We start from the raw sequence: 16,835 nt of genomic DNA, 5'->3' as shown, positions 1-16,835 counted from the left end.
GGGTCACTGTCCAGCGGGGTCGTAGTCCGGCGAATAGACGGTGTTGCTGAGCAGGCGGCCGTACGCGCCGAAGGTGAAGTGCGTCGGCGTCTTGCCGTCCTCGCCCAGCCCGAACAGCGAACCGTGCGACCGCAGTTCCCGCACGTTCCGGTGGTCGGCCACAGTCACCGACGCGCACGGGATGACCTTCTCGCGCCAGGTGAACACGTAGATCCCGGGCCGGATCTGGTAGACGGAGTTCTCGTCGGTGTCGGCGAGCCCGCGCTCCGGACCGGAGAGGCACTGCCAGCTGTACCAATGCGGAGTGAGGTAGACGTGCTCGTACGCGTGCTCTTCGCTGTAGACCCACTGCACGCGGCGGCCGATCAGCGCGGTGCTGGGCGCGATCTCCTCGCCGTGCGCTTCGCGGCCCTGGATGGTCGCCGGACGGAACCGTTGCGTCACGCGGGGAAGTCCGTCGCCGATTGTGCTCGTGATGACCAGGGCACGGCCCTGGCGGACGTCCAGCAGCAGGCTGAACGACGTTTCCGCGCCGGGGTGGAACTGCACGTAGAACAGTCCGGCGTCGACCAGGAACGTCTCGGAAGCGGTTTCGCCGGTGCTGCCGTCCTCGTCCCACGACGCGCGGCCGCTGGAGAAACTGATCGAGAACGTGCCGCCGTCGGCACAGTCCAAAGTGAACGACTGGTTGTCGAGATCGTCCACAGTGGCCGCTTTGTTGGCGTCGAAGCCGGGGGCGAGACCGTCGAGCGGGAGCCAGGTGGAGGTGTCGGACAGGTTGGTCGCGGGCATGGAGCCTTCCTCAGTGTTCAGTGGTCACAATGGCCGTGGGCGGCCGAGGGCAGGTCGAGTGCCGGGTTCCGGTCGCAGAACCCGTAGGGGCGCAGCATGAATCCGGAGTAGTCGACCGGCATGACCGGCCAGTCCTCCGGACGCGGGATGTGCGTCGGGCCGAAGACGTGCCACAGCACGACATCGGTGTCGCTGACCGAGCGGTCGGCCGCTGTCCACGCGGGCAGGCCGGCCCCGCCCGGGTGTGCGTTGGGGCGGTCGCCCGCCGGGAAGCGTTCGCCGGGCGCGTACGGCGTGACCCACAGGTGGTTCGTGGCGAAGGTCGCGCGCTGGTAGACCGTCGAGTCCGGTTGCGCCATCAGGGTTGCCGACGGACGCGGCACCAGCTGGTACGCGGTCGGCGCGCCGAGCCGGTTGGTGTGCTCGGTGCTGCGGACTTCCCATACCCGCGCGGCCGCCGGGTTCGCGTTCCGCTTCGCTTCGGCTTCGGTGCGCAGTTCCGTGGCCTTCCAGGTGAAGGCGTTGCCATACGGGTTTTCGTCGCCGATCGGAATGCCGACAGCGTCCACTTCGTACACCGAGTTGCGCTGGCCGTCGACCGCGACGTCGAGCCGGGCGCAGAACAGGTGCTGGTGCACCGGCGCGAACAGGCCGGGCGCGATCTCGGACGCGTGCGGATGCGCGGACCCGGGCTCGCCGGCGCCGGAGAAGACGATGCCGGTCGCCTTGGCCTCGCATTCGATGGTGCCGTCGAGGTAGAGGTACCAGAAGAAGCCGTAGTCGTAGTTGCCGATGGTGGAGATCGAGGAGATCACCAGGCGACGCGAACGGCGGACCTCGGCGTTGCCGTCGAGATCGGTGTGCTTCCACAGGATCCCGTAGTCCTCCTCGTGCATGCAGATCGCGTTGGGCACGCGCACCGGCTGGCCGTGGTCGTCGGCGAGGAAGGCGTCGAAGTAGTGGATGACGCCGAGGCAGTCGCAGCCGAGCCGCAGGCTGTTGCCGTTCTTGCCGAGCAGGTACTCGCCGGCGTCGAAGTAGCTGATCCAGAACCGGCCGATCGAGGTGTCACCGTAGGGCACGACCATCTCAGGCACCGACGCGCGATATATCACCGAGCGGTCCTGGAAGGTCAGCTGGTGCAGGGTCAGGCCCTCGCGCGCGTTGAACCCGACGCGCAGCTGCCAGCCTTCCCACGTCACCAGCGAGCCGTCGACCTGGAAGCTCGGGCCTTCCGGCTGGGTGATCTCGATCGGCTTGAGCGTGGTCCGCGCGGGATGACGGCCGTAGCGGCCGGAGTCCGCCGGGACCGGGACGTCGCCCCCGTCCTCGACCCGCAGGACGCGCTGTTCGGTGAGGTTGAGGTGTGCGACCAGGCCCTCGACCGGGCGTGACCAGGGGTTGTCGGTGTCGTCCTCGCGCAGGAAGGTGAGCGAACGGATGACCCGGCCGGTCTCGTCGTCGCGGCCGAAGTAGCCGGGGGCGAGCGGGGCGCAGAACGCGTGCTCGATGCGGTCGCCGAGACCGCGGCGGTGCATCGCCGCCTGCCACTCCGGCGAGGCCTTGGTGATGGCCTCGGCCAGGTCGTACTCCTCGAAGAGATACGGGGGCTGGCCCTCGCCGCACTTCTCGTGGCTGACCAGCGCCCCGCCGGTCACCGAGACGACCGCGTCGGCGGATTCGCCGGTCGCGGTGTCGAGCAGGGTGAACTGGATCCGGCGGTCGGCGGGGGCACCGCCCAGTACGGCTGCCTTGTCCGGCTCCACCGGGAGGACCTGCGGAAACCGGGTCGTCTCGGTGATGAGCCCCTGTGCCTCCAGCACTGCCCGGCCTGCCGCGAGCTCGTCGGCGGTCAGCGGGTCAAGGGGGTGGGGGTGTGCGTTGCTCATGGTGTCCCTTCGCGCTCCTCGCCGAAGTGTTCGCGGTGGCCCGGGGCAGCGGTAGCCGGGCCCGGGGGTCGTGCGGTCGCTGACAACAAGGATGCACTCGTCGCCAATCCCCGGGAGGGCCGTTGCTGCAGGATTGCCGAATGCGACTCGACCTTTCCGGCAAGGCCGTGCTGATCACCGGCGCCGCGTCCGGGATAGGACTGGCCTGCGCGCGGGCGTTCCTGGAGGAGGGCGCGCGGGTCGGGGTCGTCGACCGGGTCCGGCCGCCGTCGCTGCCGGGGGAGGTCGTCGCGGCGCGGGCGGACGTCACCGACGAGGGCCAGGTCGCCGCGGCGGTGCAGCTCGTGGCGGAGTCGTTCGGCGGGATTGACGTGGTAGTCGGCTGCGCTGGGATATCAGGACCGGTCGGACGGCCGCTCGCGGAGACCAGCGCCGAGGACTTCGCCGCGGTGATGTCGGTGAACGTGCTGGGGCAGTTCCTGGTCGCGAAGCACGCCCGGCAGTGGCTGGGAGACGGGAGTTCGATCGTCTTCCTGGCGAGCGATTCGGCCTTCGTGTGTGCGCCGGGGATGGTGCCCTACTGCGCGTCCAAGGGCGCGGTGGTGTCGTTGACGCGGGCGTTGTCGGTCGAGCTAGACGGCGTCCGGGTCAATTGCGTGTGCCCGTCGGTGGTGGACACGCCGATGGCGCGCGGGGATTTGGGGGAGCTGCTGGACGAACCGGGATTTCCGGTGCAGGCGGCCGAGGAGGTCGCCCAGCAGGTGGTGTATCTGGCTTCCGCGCGGGCGCGGACGGTGAACGGACAGGCCTTGCTCGCCGATTTCGGCTATTCGGCTCGGTCTGGTTTTCCTGCTTGAAAGGGAGAAATGACGATGGCAGACACGCGGGTCGTGGCGATTACCGGCGGAGGGACGGGCATTGGGGCCGCGGTTGCTCGGCGGTACGCCGGGGAAGGCGCGCAGGTCGTGGTTCTGGGCCGGCGGCGGGAGCCGTTGGAGAAGGTCGCGGCCGAGACCGGCGCGCACGTGATCGCTTGCGACGCCAGTGTCCGGGAGGACGCGGAGGCGGCCATCGCGGAGGTGCTCGAGAAGTTCGGGCGGCTGGACGTGATCGTGGCCAACGCCGGCGGGCACGGGCTGTCTTCGGTGGTGGATACCGGGGACGAGGAGTGGGAGATCGCGCTCCGGTCCAATTTGTCCAGTGCGTTTGTGTTCTGCCGGGCCGCGTTGCCTTCGCTCGTGGAGAGCGGCGGGCAGGTCGTGATTGTGTCTTCGCTGGCCGGATTGTTCGCTGGGCCTAATGTTGCCGGTTACACGGTGGCCAAGCACGCGTTGATTGGGCTGACTCGGTCTATCGCGCGGGATTACGGGCCCAAGGGCGTTCGGGCCAACGCGGTGTGTCCGGGATGGGTGCGGACGCCGATGGCGGACGGGGAGATGGAGCAGTTCGCCGAGGCGGCCGGGTTCGACGGCGGGCATGACGAGGGGTATCGGCGGGTGACTGCCGAGGTGCCGTTGCGGCGTCCTGCCGAGCCGGAGGAAATCGCTTCTATTGTTCGGTTCCTCGGGTCTTCGGAGTCCTCGTACATCACTGGGGCGGTGCTGGTCGCCGACGGTGGGGCGCACGCGGTCGACTTGCCCACATTGGCCTTTGAGCGGGCTGGGATGTAGCCCGATAATGGCCGGATGACGTTCGAGGGGGACTGGGCGGAGAAGACCGCGACGGCCAACCAGCGGTTCGCGGACAAGGCCGTCGCGATCGCCCGGGAGGTCGAGGTCCTGCTCGGCCGGGAGGCCATGACCTATCCGCGACACCCGGTCGCGCGAGCCCGAGATGCGCTCGCCGACCGGGTGTTCGCGATTCTGGCGGCGGCGCGCGAGGCCAGCCGGACCTTCTACAACGTCGACCAGCTTCCGGTGGCGATCGTGTCCGACGCCTACGGTGACGACTGGGTCGAGAAGGTGGCCGACGCCGCCGGCACGCTAGCCGCCGCGATGGCCCGGGCCGCGACCGTTCTCACTGGAGTGGTGGACAGCCAGTTCAAGGACGCCGACACGCAACAGTGGGCCACCGGCATCCTCGACGACGTGCGAAACGCCGCCGCCGAAGTCCTCCGCGAAGCGGCCAGCCGCCCCGGTCAGGCGACGTGACAGCGACTCAGGCCGCGGTCCGGGCCAGGCTGCTCGGCCACTTCACCGAAACCGTCCGGGCGCTGCCGTCCGGATCGGCGCTGGTGCTGAGGCATCCCGACCTGCCCAACGCGGCGTTCCACCGCGGGGTGACCCTGTCCGACGACTACGGCCGCGACGAAACCCGGCGATTCTTCGACATCGCCTACTGGGTGCTCGGAGCCACCGCCGCGACGTGCGAGCAGTACCTCGACCTGACGATGCGTTCGTGGCGCGACCGGGGCTGGGCGACGGAGTTCTCGGCGGATCCGCCGCTTTCCGCCGGTTACGCGAGAACTTCCGACGGGTACGGGTTCGCGATCAGGAGCAGTATCAACGGATATCTCAGCATCGCGGGGACGACGCCGGTCTTCGCCGCGGACTCGCCCGAGGGGGACCCGCTTCCGGACCGGATCGACCAGCCCGCCGCGTAGGCGTTCCCCGCTGGCCGACGAGGGTTGGTGGCGCGATGCGGAGGTCCGTGAGGGGAACCCTGAGGGAATCAGAGTTCCTCAGGGTTCCCCTCACGGACTTTCTGCGGGGGGCGGCCACGCGGTCCGTGACCTGAGTGAGGTCAGTCCGATTCCGCCAGGGTCCGAAGCCATTTGGTCAGCAGCTGGGTTTCCTCGGCGCCCAGGATTTCCGGGTTCGCGGCGGCGTGTTCCAGCACGCGGTGGATCTCGGAGTGCCGGTTGCCAGTAGCGGGTGCGGTGCCGGTGATCGCGGCGATCGCGCCTTCCCGCACCGCCACCGACAACGGCCGGTCTTCCTCGGCGAGGATGATCTGCCGCAACGTGACCCCGATGTTGGCCACCAGGATGTGCGCGGCCGCCTGATCGGGAGGGACCGTGAGCCGTCCCTGATCGGCGGCGGCTCGGGTCAGGGCGCGCAGCATCGCGCTGGGCCGTTCTTGCGCCGCGGGTGCGTGGCCGGGGTGGACCTGGCCGTACATGAGCGTGTAGAAGCCGGGGTTCGCGATTCCGAAGGCGACGTGGGCGTCCCAGCCGTCGCGCAGGTCCTGGATCGGGTCGCCGGACGGCTCGTGGGCGCCTTTTTCCGCCAGGTACAGGTCGAAGCCGCGCTCGACGACCGCGTCCAGCAGGCCCTGTTTGCTGCCGAAGAAGTGGTACAGCGTCGGCATTTTCACGCCGGCCTGTGCGCAGATCGCCCGCAGCGAGATGTCCTCGCCCGGCGTCGCGGCGACCTGCTCGGCGGCGGCGTCCAGGAGCCGGGTCCGTGTATCCGCGTTCGCAATCTGTGTCACACCGCTATGGTAGCCGCTGTTGCACTGATACATTGGTGCATATCATCGATAAAGAGATGGAGGGGTCCTCATGACCGACCACACCCTCAAGGGCAAGAACGTGCTGGTCGCCGCCGGGGCGAAGAACCTGGGCGGGCTCATCAGCAGGCAGGCCGCGCAGGCCGGCGCGAACGTCGCGATCCACTACAACTCCGAGTCGACCCGTCCGCTGGCGGAGGAGACTCTGGCCGCGGTCGAGGAGGCGGGCGGCAAGGGCGTCGTCCTCACCGGCGACCTGACCGTCCCGGCGAACGTGGAGAAGCTGTTCGCGGACGCGGAAGCCGCGCTCGGGAAGATCGACGTCGCGGTGAACACGGTGGGCAAGGTGCTGCGCAAGCCGATCGCCGAAACCACCGAGGACGAGTACGACTCGATGTTCGACATCAACTCGAAGGCGGCGTACTTCTTCATCAAGGAAGCGGGCAGGAACGTCGCCGACGGCGGCAAGATCATCACGATCGTGACCAGTCTGCTCGCGGCGTTCACCGACGGGTACTCGACCTACGCGGGCGGCAAGAGCCCGGTGGAGCACTTCACCCGCGCCGCGGCCAAGGAATTCGCCCCGCGCGGGATCTCGGTCACCGCGGTCGGGCCCGGCCCGATGGACACGCCGTTCTTCTACGGCCAGGAAACCCCGGAGCGGGTGGAATTCCACAAATCGCAGGCCATGGGCGGGCAGTTGACCAAGATCGAGGACATCGCCCCGATCGTGTCGTTCCTGGCGACGTCCGGCTGGTGGATCACCGGGCAGACTATCTTCGCCAACGGCGGCTACACCACCCGCTGAGTTCGCGGACGACAGCAAGGGAAACGCAATGTCCGAAGTGGAGATTCGCCGAACCGGTGGCGTCGTTCGTCGCCGCGGTGAACCGGCACGACGAAGCCGCGTTCCTGGACGCGTTCACCGAAAAGGGCGTCGTGGACGACTGGGGCCGGTCGTTCACCGGACGCGCCGAAATCAAGGGATGGAGCGACGTCGAGTTCATCGGCTCGCGCGGCGTCCTGACCCCGGAGGAGGTCACGGTCTCCGGTGACGACGGCGGCACCGTCACCGTTGTCGGGGACTGGCGCAGCAATCACGCCAACGGACGGTCGAAGTTCGTCTTCGACGTCGACGGCGACCGGCTCGCCAAGATGACCATCCGGGAAGGCTGAACGGCCGGGGCGTGGGCGTCCCACCGCGGAACGCCCACGCCCCGGGTCAGTTGGTGCCCAGGTAGGCCTGGTGCAGCGTGTCCGGGTTGTCCAGCAGGGGCTGCGATTCCCCGGCGTAGGTGACCTTGCCGGAGGAGACGACCAGGGCCTCCTGCGCGACTTTCAGCGCCAGGTGGGTGAATTGCTCCACCAGGAGGATCGCCGCGCCCGCGTTGGCGAACTCGGTCACCGCGGGGAGAAGCCTGGTGAAGACGGCGGGAGCCAAGCCCAGCGACATCTCGTCGATGAGCAGGAACCGGGGTTTCGCCGCGAAGGCCCGGCCCAGCACCACCATCTGCTGCTCGCCGCCGGACAGCAGCGCGGCGGGCGAGTTCTTGCGTTTCTCCAATTCCGGGAAGAGGGCCAGGACTTCGTCCACCCCGGCCGGGGGTTTGGCGGTCAGGCGCAGGTTTTCCAGGACGGTCAGGCTGGCGAAGACCGCCCGTCCTTGCTCCACGTGCGCCAGTCCGAGCCGGGCTCTCGATACGCGCGAGTGTTTGGTGACGTCGGTATGTCCGATGTGGATAGTCCCGGTCGCCGCCGGGATCACGCCGGACAACGCTTCCAGCAGGCTGGTCTTGCCCGCGCCGTTGGGGCCGACCAACGCGGTGATCTTGCCCGGTTCCAACGTCAGTCCGACGTCGGCGATGACCGGGCCCGCACCGCGCGTGACGGTCAGGTTTTCGATGCGCAGCGTGCTCACAGCATCTCCGTTTCGCCCAGGTACGCCTTCAGCACCGCCGGATCGGCCAGCACTTCCGCTTGCGGGCCGCTGGCCAGCACCTCGCCGAAGTCGAGCACGGTCAGGGTGTCGCAGACGGACCGGACCAGGTCCAGGTCGTGTTCGATGATCAGCACCGAGACCCCGAATCTGGCCGGGACCTGACGCAGGCGTTCGCCGAAGGCCACGTGTTCCTCGTGCGGAAGGCCCGCCGCTGGTTCGTCGAGGAGCAGCACCTGGGGCTTTGCCATGAGGTGGCCGACGACTTCGACCAGCCGGCGCGCACCCACGTCGACCCGCTCCAGCGGCGTCGCCGCCGGCGGGCAACCGAAGAACTCCAGCGCGGCAGCGACTTCGGCGGCGGGCGGGCGTCGGCGGGCTACGAAGCGGACGTACGCCTCGATGGTCAGTCCCGCTGGGACTCGGTCTTGCTGGAAGGTGCGGCGCAGACCGGAGCGGGCCCGTTGCGTCGGGTTGCCGGTGAGCGGACGGTCGGCCAGTTCGACGGTTCCCTGGGCCTGGGGCAGGAAGCCGCTGATGGCGTCGACCAAAGTGGACTTTCCGGCGCCGTTCGGGCCGATTACGCCCAGCACCCCGCCCTTCGGGACGGCTAAGTCCACTCCGGACAGTGCCTTGACCTGACCGAAGGTCACGCTCAGACCGCGGACCACCAGCACCGGGTCGCCAGGCGGCAGGCGCGGAGGTTCTTCGTCCAGCGCGGTGATTTGGACTCCGGCGCTGGTCCTTGAGCGGCGACGCCACAGTTCGCGGATCGCGGTGCCCAGGTTGCCGCGTCCGGCCAGAGCCTGGATGCCCAGCAGACCGAAGATCACGTAGCCCCAGTCTTGCGGGACTCCCATCGCTTCAACAGCTCTGGTACGGCAACCCACAGGACAGCGCCGAACACTGCCATATCAATCAGGTGCGCGCCGGACATGATTGCCAGCACGTACAACGCCAGTGACTGCAGCGGAGCGAAGCTGGTCGGGAAGGCGAACCCGACCTGTGCGGTGAGCAGGCCGCCGCTGATGCCGCCCAGGGTGGCGCTGACCGCGAAGGCCGAGAGTTTCGCGGTGCGGACGCTGGCTCCGGCTGCGGCGGTGCCACGTTCGGAGAACGCCACCGCGGCCCAGCTGCTGCCCCACGGACCGCGCCGGAGGAAGTGCACGACCAGCGCGCAGACGATCAGCACGATGACGCAGAGCAGGAAGTACGCGTTGTCGTCGGCGACCAAGGACGGGCGGTCTACCGAGACACCGTCAGTGGTGCCGGGGAACTGGATTTCCACCAGGGTGACGTCGGCGGCCGCGGCCAGGCCGAGCGTCACCACCGCCAGGTTGATCCCGCGCAGACGCAGCGCGGGGAGTCCGATGAGGACACCGACGACGCCTGCCGCGAGACCGCCGAGCAGCAGCCAGAAGAGGAAGCCGCCGGGGGCGTTGGCGACGTTCAGCGCGGAGACGACCCAGGCGCCGATCGCACCGAAAGTCAGCTGGCACAAGGAGATCATGCCTGCGCTGCCGGTGACGACGCCTAGGCCGAGCAGGGCGATGGCGGCTACTACGACGCTTACGCCGAGGTAGGCGAAGTAGCCGTTGAGGCCGACGGTCAGGCCGATTCCGACCAGCACCGCGACGACCGCGACGACCAGTGGGGTTCCGAAGCGGGACACTGCGCCCCGGTCAGCGAGCTGCATCCCACACCTCCTTGCGCTGAGACCACACGAGCAGGCCGACGATGGCCAGGAACGGGACGAAATTCCGCACTACCGAAAGCTGGTCGACCTGCGCGAGCGCGCCCTGCAGCATGCCGAGCACCAGACCGCCGGCGACGGCGAGGTCCAGCCGGCGGAACCCGCCGAGCAGGGCCGCCGCGGCGGCCGGCACCACCAGCATGGCCAGCGAGGTGGCGTCGTTCGACTGGGACGGCGCGACGATCACGATGATGATGGTGCTGATCAGGCCAGTGGCGCCCCAGACAGCGGCGCTGAGCCGTTTCGCGGGGATACCTAACAGTTCAGCTGTCGTCGGGCGTTCCGACAAAGCCCGCAGTGAGATGCCAACGGGCGTTTTTGTGAGAATCAGCCGCGCGGCGAAGGCGATCACGACCGCCAGCGCGACCGTCACGACGGTCACCTGGCTGATCACCACGCCGCCGACGGTGAAGGCCGGACCGGCCAGCAACGCCTGGAACGGCTGCGGTTTGTTGCCGAACAGGATGAACGACAGCGAGATCAACAGCAGCAGCACCGCGACCGTCACCGCCGAGCGGGTGCCGGTGCCCGCCTCGGCCAGCCAGGTCGAAACGACCCAGCCGATCAGCACGCTCAGCAACCCGCCCAGCAGCACGCCGAGAACCACCGCCAGCCATTCCGGCAGTCCGCCGTGGACGGACAGGGCCACCCCGACGTAGCTGCCGAACATGCCGGTGGCCGCCTGGGCGAAGTTGACGACCCGGACCAGCCGGGACATCAGGGTCAGACACACCGCCAGCACCGCGTAAAGCCCGCCGGCGGCCAGCCCGGCCAGCGCTCCCTGCACCATTGCAGTCTCCTCATTCCAGAGTGGATCGGGCTAGCGCCGCGGGATCCGCAGCCAGTCGGTACCGGCGATCTGCCACCGGTTCGTGCCCGTCGCGAGCTTCACCGGCCAGCCCGCGATGTTGTCGTGGTGCGTCTGCCCGGGGCCGAACACGTACGGCGTGCCGACCATCGGGTCGGTGATCGGCTTCATCTCGCGCAGCGCCTTCGTCACCGATTCCCGCGTGATGTCGCCCTGCATGCCGTTAAGCACCTGCAGGAAGTATTTCGCCGCGAGGTAGCCGCCCTGGCTGAACGAGGTCAGCGGAATGTTGTTGCGGGTCATGAGATCCCGCCACTCCTTGGTGCGCGGGCTCGACGGATCGGTGAACGGGTAGAACTCGGCGGGGACGTAAACACCGGCCCCGGCCTCCGAAACCGCCTTCGCGTACTGTTCACTGTAGACACTCGTGAGCAGCAGCCAGGTCACGTCCTTCCAGCCCTGTGCCTGCGCGGCTTTCAGCTGGCCGATCGAGTCGGGCTCGACCGGGTTGACCGTCACTGCTTTGCACCCGGCGGCGCGGGCCTTGACGATGTACGGCGTGTAGTCGGAACCGTTGTACGGCACGGTCGCGTCGACGTACTTCAGTTTCTTGCCGGTGATTTTCGACCATTCGTCGATGGCCGCGCGGTAGTATGGCAACGTGTTCCCGGCGATTTCCAGCAGTGCGCACATGTCTTGCAGGTGCAGCACTTCGGAGCCGTACAGCAGGGTCAGCGTCATGTCGTGGAACGGCCCGACGTTGGCGGGCCCGATGTTCGGACTGGTGAAACACGACGGGTCGACGCCGATGCCGGAGATGGAAAGGACCTTCTCCTGCTGGTAGTACTTGGCGTTGATCTGGCATTCGATGAGGCTCGACGATCCGACCAGCGCCACCGCCTGGTCGCCGCCCACGATCTCGCGCGCCGCGGCCGCCGCGGCGGCGGGATCGCCCTTGTCGTCGATGGCGTGGTATTCGATCTTGCGCCCGTGCACGCCGCCCGCCGCGTTCGCCGCGTCGAAGACGGCCTTGGCGGCCTGGGAGGATTCCGGGAAGGTGGCGGGTCCGCTCAATGCGTTGACCGAGCCGACCACGATCGGCCCGTTCGGATCGGCGGTGCCCGCGCAGCCCGCCGCGACCAGCGTGACCAGCACGGCCGAGGCGAGCGCGGGCAGGAACTTTCTCATCATGGCTCGGCTTTCCGGTCCACAGTGACCAGAGGGGGAGGGGAGAGAACGGGGGCGGTGCCGGGGGAAGGACCGGCACCGCCGGCACGGGGAAGACTCAGTCGGTCGCCGCGGCGACCGGTGCGGAATCCACGATCTGCTCGAAGCTCGCGACCTTGTCGCCGTCGAACTTCCACACGTGCGCCACCCGCGCGGTGAAAGCCTTGCCGGACTTGCGATTCGTGCCGGTGTACGTGCCGAGGCCGACGATCGAGTCACCGGCGTCCAGCAACGCGGACAGGGTGAACGTGTAACCGTCCCAGTCGCGGGCGATCGCCTCGAACACGTTGCGCCGCACCTCTTCCGGGCCGGTGTAGGTGCCCGCATACGGGAATCCGGCGGCTTCGGTCCAGGTGGTTTCCGGGCCGATCGGGGCGAGCATGCCTTCGAGGTCGCCGCGGTCGCTCGCCTCGTAGTGCGCGGTGATCACGTCCAAATTGGACACAGGGAAACTCCTTAGACAGGCTGGACGTCGGGGTAGCTGATCGAGCCGAGCGGGTAGATGTGCCCGCCCGCGCGGGAATGCTCGGACCGGCCGTCGCCGGTGATGCCGAGGAAAACGCCGGTGGTGCGCAGGTCGTAGCCGAGGTCGTGCAGCCACACGCTGGCCACCGCGATCCGGAACTCGCGGAAGCAGAACAGGTACAGGCCGTCGGCGAACTTCCAGACCGTCGACAGGTCAACGTCGCCGTGCCCGCGCTGCACGCCCTCGACGCACTGCCAGCAGTAGCGTTCGGAGGAGAGATAGACGTGCTCGTACAGGTGGTTCGGGCTGTAGCGGTAGACGTTGCGCTTTCCGATGAGTTCCCGCGACGGCCCGGGCACGTCGCCGGTCGGCTCGCCGCCGTCGGTGGTGCCGGCGTGGAAGGTCTGCGAAACCCGCGGCGTGCCTTCGACGTCCTCGTCGCCGATCACCGACCGCACGGTCATGGCGCGGTGCGTGGTGGTCGAGTAGACGACGGTGAGGGCCTCGCCCTCGACACTCGTCAGCGGCAGGTTCACGAAGAAGACGTCGGGACGCACGGCGACCGCGTCGTACGGATCCTCGACGCCGTTGAGGGCAAGCCGTTCGCCGTCGAGGAACCGCAGTTCGAGCTTCGCGCCGTCATCGAGCGTGACGGTGAGTTCCCGCCCGGTCAGGTCCGCGTTGGGCAGCCGGTAGGTGTCGATCCCGGCGGCGAACTCGTCGTAGGTGCGCCATTCGTCAGGGGAAGGGTCGGACATGCCCATATGCTCGCCGCGCCCCGCCCCGGGGGCGAACGTTCATGCGCTGGCTGGCAACTGCCGGACGCTCGCGGTCAATACCAGCGGCTTCGGGCGGAAACGACAAGCGGCGCCCCCGGTGACCGGGAGCGCCGTGCTGGTCTTGAACCGAATCAGCCGCGGGCGCGCAACTCGCTGGGCGACTGCGCGAACGCCGCCCGAAACACCCGCGAGAAATGCGCCGCGTCGACAAATCCCCACCGCGCCGCGATTGCCGCGACCGGACGGGCCGCCAGCAACGGATCCCGCAGATCCCGGCGGCAATGCTCCAGCCGCCGCTGCCGGATCCACCCCGCCACAGTCGTCCCCTGCTCCTGGAACAACCCGTGCAGATGCCGCGTCGAGATGTAATGCTCCGCGGCGATCTGCGCCGGACCGAGATCGGACCGGGACAGATTCGCGTCGATGTAACTGCGGATCCGCCGCATCAGGTCGTGGTGCGGGTCGGCGGCGGTGCGGTCCAGGTCGAGTTCGGTGGCCAGCATCGTCGTCAGCAGGTCGACCGCGTTGTGCGCCAGCCGCACGCCCACCGGGCTCGTCAGCACGTCCAGATTCCCGCCCAGCTGCGCCAGGAACGGCACTACGACGTTGCCGACGCCCTCGCGCCCGGACATCCGCACCGCGGTGAGCTGGCCGACCAGATCCCGTGGCAGGTCAACCTGCTGCTGCGGGAACATCAGCACCAGCGTCCGGAAATTCTCTTCGAACACGAGCGAATACGGCCGGTTCGTGTCGTACAGCGCGACGTCGCCGGGCCGCAGCACCGCCTCGCGGCCGTCCTGGGTGAGGATGCCGGTGCCGGCCAGCATGACGCTCAGCTTGTAGCACGGCCGGTCCGCGCGGGCGATGAGCTCCGGCGTGCGCTCCACCGCGTGCGGCGACGCGGTGATCTCGGTGAGCGCGATCTCGCCCGCCTCGTGCGTGCGGAGCCTGCCGTGGAACCGGTCGCGGTGCTCGGTGCTCACCTGCAGCGGAACGAACGACCTCAGGACAGCGGACCGGAACTCCGTGAAGTCCTGCGCGACCGTGGTCGGCGTCTGCAAGATTGCCGTCATCATGTCACCTCTCCGTCGAAGTGCCGGTACCGCTGCGTGTCCGTGAGGGGAACCCTGAGGGAATCAGAGTCCCTCAGGGTTCCCTTCACGGACGGGACGCACCTTAGACCTGTTCGCCCAGTTTGAAGCCGCGGGCGGTGTCGTCGGTGCGGGTGTAGGAGAACCCGTCCGCCCCGATGGTCACGTCCATTTCCTTCGTGTCGGTGCGTTCCTCGACCGGCTGGAGGTTCCCGTCCAGGTCGAGCACCCGCGAGGCCTCGGTGTACCAGCTCGGCACCACCGGATTGCCCCACCAGTCGCGGCGCTGGTTGTCGTGCACGTCCCAGCTGATCACCGGGTTGTCCGGATCGCCGGTGTAATAGTCGTGGGTGTAGATCTCGATCCGGTGCCCGTCCGGGTCACGCACGTACAAATAGAACGCGTTCGACACGCCGTGCCGGCCCGGGCCGCGCTCGATCCGGTCCGATTTCCGCACCGCGCCGAGGTGGTCGCAGATGTGCAGGATCTGGTGCCGCTCGTGGGTCGCGAACGCGATGTGGTGCAGCCGGGGGCCCGCACCGCCGGTGAGCGCGACGTCGTGCACGGTCGGTTTGCGGAACATCCACGCCGCGTACACGGTGCCCTCGTCGTCCACGATGTCTTCCGACACCCGGAAACCGAGGCCCTCGTAATACGCCCGCGCGGCCGGGACGTCCGGCGTGTTCACGTTGAAGTGGTCCAGCCGTGACAGCGCGCCCGGGCCGTGCACGTCGTAGCGCTGGGTGAAGCGCTCGACGTGCTCGGCCTCGTAGAAGAACTCGATCGGGAAGCCGAGCGGGTCCAGCACGCGCACCGCTTCGCCGATGCCGCGCGTCGTGCCCGCCGGGACACGGCGCACCTCGACGCCCAGCTCCCGGTAGTACGCCTCGGCGACGTCGAGTTCGCCTTCGCCGCGCACGCGGTACGCGAGCACGGACAGCGCCGGTTCCGCTCCCTTGCGGAGGATCAGCGAGTGGTGCAGGTATTCCTCAAACGCGCGCAGGTATATCGCCTGGTCGTCCTCATATGTCACGACGAGGCCGAGAACGTCCACATAGAACTCTCGCGACGCGCGGAGGTCGCTGACGATGAGTTCCGCGTAGGCGCAGCGGATGACGTCCGGCGGGGTCGTGGTCATGCCTTGTCCTTCCCGGCCCCGAAGCGCGCCGTGTGCACGTCGCCGAGCGTGATGTGCACGGCCTGCTGTTCGGTGTAGAAGTCGATCGAGCGGTAGCCGCCTTCGTGGCCGAGGCCGGACGCCTTGACCCCGCCGAACGGCGTGCGCAGGTCGCGCACATTGTGCGAGTTCAGCCAGACCATGCCGGCGTCGATGCTCTGCGCGAAGTTGTGCGCCCGGGTGAGGTCGGCGGTCCAGACGTAGGCGGCCAGGCCGTACTTGACGTTGTTGGCCAGCTCCAGCGCTTCCTCGTCGGTGTCGAACGGGGTGATCGCCACGACCGGGCCGAAAATCTCCTCCTGGAAGATCCGCGCGTCCGGCTTCACGTCGGCGAAGACCGTCGGGGCCACGTAGTTCCCGGTGTCCAGGCCCTCCGGACGGCCGCCGCCGGCGAGCAGTTTCCCTTCCGTCTTGCCGATTTCGACGTAGCTCATCACCTTGTCGAAGTGCTCCGGGTGCACCAGCGCGCCGACCTCGGTGGCCGGGTCGTGCGGGTCGCCGACGACGATGTCGCGGGCGCGTTCGGCGTAACGGGCGCAGAACTCCTCGTAAATCGGGCGCTCGACGAGGATCCGGCTGCCCGCCGTGCAGCGTTCGCCGTTGAGCGAGAAGACGCCGAACAGCGTGGAGTCCAGCGCCGCTTCGAAGTCCGCGTCGGCGAACACGACGGCCGGGGACTTGCCGCCCAGCTCCATCGACATGCCCTTGAGCCCGGGCGCGCAGTTGCGGAAGATCGTTTCGCCGGTGGTGGTTTCGCCGGTGAACGAGATCAGCCGGACGTCCGGGTGCTTGACCAGCGCGTCGCCCGCTTCCTCGCCGAGGCCGTTGACGAGGTTGAACACCCCGTCCGGCACGCCGGCCTCGCGGAAGATGTCCGCCCACAGGCTCGCCGACAGCGGCGTGAACTCGGCGGGCTTGAGCACCACGGTGCAGCCGGACGCCAGCGCCGGGGCGAGCTTCCAGCTCTCCAGCATGAACGGCGTGTTCCACGGCGTGATCAGCCCGGCGACGCCGACCGGCTTGCGGTTGACGTAGTTGACCTGCTTGCCGGGCACCTTGTAGGTGTCGTCGGCCTGCGCGACGATCAGGTCGGCGAAGAACCGGAAGTTCTCGGCCGCGCGCTGCGCCTGGCCGAGCGCCTGCTTGATCGGCAGGCCGGTGTCGAAGGTTTCGAGCTCGGCCAGTCGCTTGTCGCGGCTCTCCACCAGATCGGCGATCTTGTTGAGGATGCGGGCGCGCTGACGCGGCAGCATCTTCGGCCAGGGGCCGTGGTCGAACGCTTCCTTCGCCGCGGCGACGGCGAGGTCGACGTCCTCGGCCTTGCCCGCCGAAGCCGTCATGTACGGCTTGTTCGTGACCGGGTCGAGCACCTCGAAGGTGTCGCCCGAGACGCTGTCGGCCGGCGCTCCGCCGATGTAGTGGCGGATGTGCTCCGGCAGGTTCTCCGGAACGTAGTGCGCGGTCATG

19 protein-coding genes are annotated in these 16,835 nt (G+C 68.5%); 6 read left to right on the top strand and 13 right to left on the bottom strand.

The window, feature by feature from the left end; translation table 11 throughout:
• Positions 1-3 precede the first annotated feature (3 nt).
• Together ACZ7SW_RS10820 and ACZ7SW_RS10815 are read right to left on the bottom strand one after the other, a co-directional pair.
• The gene (locus tag ACZ7SW_RS10820; RefSeq protein ID WP_470230197.1) at positions 4-792 is read right to left on the bottom strand and encodes a molybdenum cofactor biosynthesis F family protein; all 789 of its coding nucleotides are present in this window, start codon (positions 790-792) and stop codon (positions 4-6) included.
• Between the two features lie 17 nt (positions 793-809).
• Complete coding sequence (locus tag ACZ7SW_RS10815; protein ID WP_470230196.1) at positions 810-2,681, bottom strand: primary-amine oxidase; 1,872 nt, start codon at positions 2,679-2,681, stop codon at positions 810-812.
• Positions 2,682-2,821: 140 nt separating this feature from the next.
• On the opposite strand from ACZ7SW_RS10815, the gene ACZ7SW_RS10810 reads away from it, so the two are divergent.
• From ACZ7SW_RS10810 to ACZ7SW_RS10795, 4 genes are read left to right on the top strand one after another with little or no spacing between them, the layout of a single operon-like run.
• Positions 2,822-3,538, top strand: coding sequence for an SDR family NAD(P)-dependent oxidoreductase (locus ACZ7SW_RS10810; RefSeq protein ID WP_470230195.1), 717 nt, complete (start codon positions 2,822-2,824; stop codon positions 3,536-3,538).
• 15 nt (positions 3,539-3,553) lie between these two features.
• Entirely contained in the window at positions 3,554-4,351 is a 798-nt protein-coding gene (locus tag ACZ7SW_RS10805) for an SDR family NAD(P)-dependent oxidoreductase (RefSeq protein WP_470230194.1), read from the top strand.
• 15 nt (positions 4,352-4,366) lie between these two features.
• Positions 4,367-4,831 (top strand): hypothetical protein, encoded by a 465-nt coding sequence (locus tag ACZ7SW_RS10800; protein ID WP_470230193.1) that lies wholly within the window; start codon positions 4,367-4,369, stop codon positions 4,829-4,831.
• Positions 4,828-5,283 (top strand): hypothetical protein, encoded by a 456-nt coding sequence (locus ACZ7SW_RS10795; RefSeq protein ID WP_470230192.1) that lies wholly within the window; start codon positions 4,828-4,830, stop codon positions 5,281-5,283. Before ACZ7SW_RS10800 ends, ACZ7SW_RS10795 begins: the two co-directional genes overlap by 4 nt.
• Before the next feature lie 140 nt (positions 5,284-5,423).
• On the opposite strand, the gene ACZ7SW_RS10790 is transcribed toward ACZ7SW_RS10795, so the two are convergent.
• Positions 5,424-6,113 carry a TetR/AcrR family transcriptional regulator gene (locus tag ACZ7SW_RS10790; RefSeq protein ID WP_470230191.1) on the bottom strand — a complete coding sequence of 230 codons (690 nt, stop codon included), beginning with the start codon at positions 6,111-6,113 and terminating at the stop codon, positions 5,424-5,426.
• 70 nt (positions 6,114-6,183) lie between these two features.
• Between ACZ7SW_RS10790 and ACZ7SW_RS10785 the strand changes: the two genes are divergently transcribed.
• Entirely contained in the window at positions 6,184-6,939 is a 756-nt protein-coding gene (locus tag ACZ7SW_RS10785; protein ID WP_470230190.1) for an SDR family oxidoreductase, read from the top strand.
• 56 nt (positions 6,940-6,995) lie between these two features.
• Positions 6,996-7,307, top strand: a complete 312-nt coding sequence (locus tag ACZ7SW_RS10780) for a nuclear transport factor 2 family protein (RefSeq protein WP_470230189.1) — start codon at positions 6,996-6,998, stop codon at positions 7,305-7,307.
• Positions 7,308-7,353: 46 nt separating this feature from the next.
• Here the strand turns inward: ACZ7SW_RS10780 and ACZ7SW_RS10775 are convergent, their stop codons facing one another.
• The 10 genes from ACZ7SW_RS10775 to hpaE form a co-directional block, all read right to left on the bottom strand.
• Positions 7,354-8,049: an ABC transporter ATP-binding protein gene (locus ACZ7SW_RS10775; protein ID WP_470230188.1), complete on the bottom strand. Its 696-nt coding sequence runs from the start codon at positions 8,047-8,049 to the stop codon at positions 7,354-7,356.
• Positions 8,046-8,927, bottom strand: a complete 882-nt coding sequence (locus ACZ7SW_RS10770) for an ABC transporter ATP-binding protein (protein ID WP_470230187.1) — start codon at positions 8,925-8,927, stop codon at positions 8,046-8,048. Before ACZ7SW_RS10770 ends, ACZ7SW_RS10775 begins: the two co-directional genes overlap by 4 nt.
• Complete coding sequence (locus ACZ7SW_RS10765) at positions 8,897-9,763, bottom strand: branched-chain amino acid ABC transporter permease (protein ID WP_470230186.1); 867 nt, start codon at positions 9,761-9,763, stop codon at positions 8,897-8,899. Before ACZ7SW_RS10765 ends, ACZ7SW_RS10770 begins: the two co-directional genes overlap by 31 nt.
• Positions 9,750-10,610: an ABC transporter permease subunit gene (locus ACZ7SW_RS10760; RefSeq protein ID WP_470230185.1), complete on the bottom strand. Its 861-nt coding sequence runs from the start codon at positions 10,608-10,610 to the stop codon at positions 9,750-9,752. Before ACZ7SW_RS10760 ends, ACZ7SW_RS10765 begins: the two co-directional genes overlap by 14 nt.
• A gap of 30 nt (positions 10,611-10,640) precedes the next feature.
• On the bottom strand, positions 10,641-11,819 hold the full coding sequence (locus ACZ7SW_RS10755) for an ABC transporter substrate-binding protein (RefSeq protein WP_470230184.1): 1,179 nt from the start codon (positions 11,817-11,819) through the stop codon (positions 10,641-10,643).
• 94 nt (positions 11,820-11,913) lie between these two features.
• On the bottom strand, positions 11,914-12,300 hold the full coding sequence (locus tag ACZ7SW_RS10750; protein ID WP_470230183.1) for a nuclear transport factor 2 family protein: 387 nt from the start codon (positions 12,298-12,300) through the stop codon (positions 11,914-11,916).
• An 11-nt stretch (positions 12,301-12,311) separates the two neighbouring features.
• Entirely contained in the window at positions 12,312-13,079 is a 768-nt protein-coding gene (locus ACZ7SW_RS10745) for a MoaF C-terminal domain-containing protein (protein ID WP_470230182.1), read from the bottom strand.
• 152 nt (positions 13,080-13,231) lie between these two features.
• On the bottom strand, positions 13,232-14,176 hold the full coding sequence (locus ACZ7SW_RS10740) for an AraC-like ligand-binding domain-containing protein (protein WP_037817793.1): 945 nt from the start codon (positions 14,174-14,176) through the stop codon (positions 13,232-13,234).
• Between the two features lie 100 nt (positions 14,177-14,276).
• Positions 14,277-15,329: a 3,4-dihydroxyphenylacetate 2,3-dioxygenase gene (gene hpaD / locus ACZ7SW_RS10735; protein ID WP_470230181.1), complete on the bottom strand. Its 1,053-nt coding sequence runs from the start codon at positions 15,327-15,329 to the stop codon at positions 14,277-14,279.
• Entirely contained in the window at positions 15,326-16,834 is a 1,509-nt protein-coding gene (gene hpaE / locus ACZ7SW_RS10730) for a 5-carboxymethyl-2-hydroxymuconate semialdehyde dehydrogenase (protein ID WP_470230180.1), read from the bottom strand. Before hpaE ends, hpaD begins: the two co-directional genes overlap by 4 nt.
• Position 16,835: the final 1 nt, after the last annotated feature.

This window comes from Amycolatopsis sp. NPDC114484 (genome assembly GCF_055633755.1).
This window is presented reverse-complemented; position numbering and strand designations above follow the sequence as displayed.

Bases quoted from the DNA above. Each gene is read 5' to 3' on its own strand.
- ACZ7SW_RS10820 (WP_470230197.1), bottom strand. From the start codon at position 792: ATGCCCGCGACCAACCTGTCCGACACCTCCACCTGGCTCCCGCTCGAC.
- ACZ7SW_RS10815 (WP_470230196.1), bottom strand. From the start codon at position 2,681: ATGAGCAACGCACACCCCCACCCCCTTGACCCGCTGACCGCCGACGAG.
- ACZ7SW_RS10810 (WP_470230195.1), top strand. From the start codon at position 2,822: ATGCGACTCGACCTTTCCGGCAAGGCCGTGCTGATCACCGGCGCCGCG.
- ACZ7SW_RS10805 (WP_470230194.1), top strand. From the start codon at position 3,554: ATGGCAGACACGCGGGTCGTGGCGATTACCGGCGGAGGGACGGGCATT.
- ACZ7SW_RS10800 (WP_470230193.1), top strand. From the start codon at position 4,367: ATGACGTTCGAGGGGGACTGGGCGGAGAAGACCGCGACGGCCAACCAG.
- ACZ7SW_RS10785 (WP_470230190.1), top strand. From the start codon at position 6,184: ATGACCGACCACACCCTCAAGGGCAAGAACGTGCTGGTCGCCGCCGGG.
- ACZ7SW_RS10770 (WP_470230187.1), bottom strand. From the start codon at position 8,927: ATGGGAGTCCCGCAAGACTGGGGCTACGTGATCTTCGGTCTGCTGGGC.
- ACZ7SW_RS10765 (WP_470230186.1), bottom strand. From the start codon at position 9,763: ATGCAGCTCGCTGACCGGGGCGCAGTGTCCCGCTTCGGAACCCCACTG.
- ACZ7SW_RS10760 (WP_470230185.1), bottom strand. From the start codon at position 10,610: ATGGTGCAGGGAGCGCTGGCCGGGCTGGCCGCCGGCGGGCTTTACGCG.
- ACZ7SW_RS10755 (WP_470230184.1), bottom strand. From the start codon at position 11,819: ATGATGAGAAAGTTCCTGCCCGCGCTCGCCTCGGCCGTGCTGGTCACG.
- ACZ7SW_RS10745 (WP_470230182.1), bottom strand. From the start codon at position 13,079: ATGTCCGACCCTTCCCCTGACGAATGGCGCACCTACGACGAGTTCGCC.
- ACZ7SW_RS10740 (WP_037817793.1), bottom strand. From the start codon at position 14,176: ATGATGACGGCAATCTTGCAGACGCCGACCACGGTCGCGCAGGACTTC.
- hpaD (WP_470230181.1), bottom strand. From the start codon at position 15,329: ATGACCACGACCCCGCCGGACGTCATCCGCTGCGCCTACGCGGAACTC.
- hpaE (WP_470230180.1), bottom strand. From the start codon at position 16,834: ATGACCGCGCACTACGTTCCGGAGAACCTGCCGGAGCACATCCGCCAC.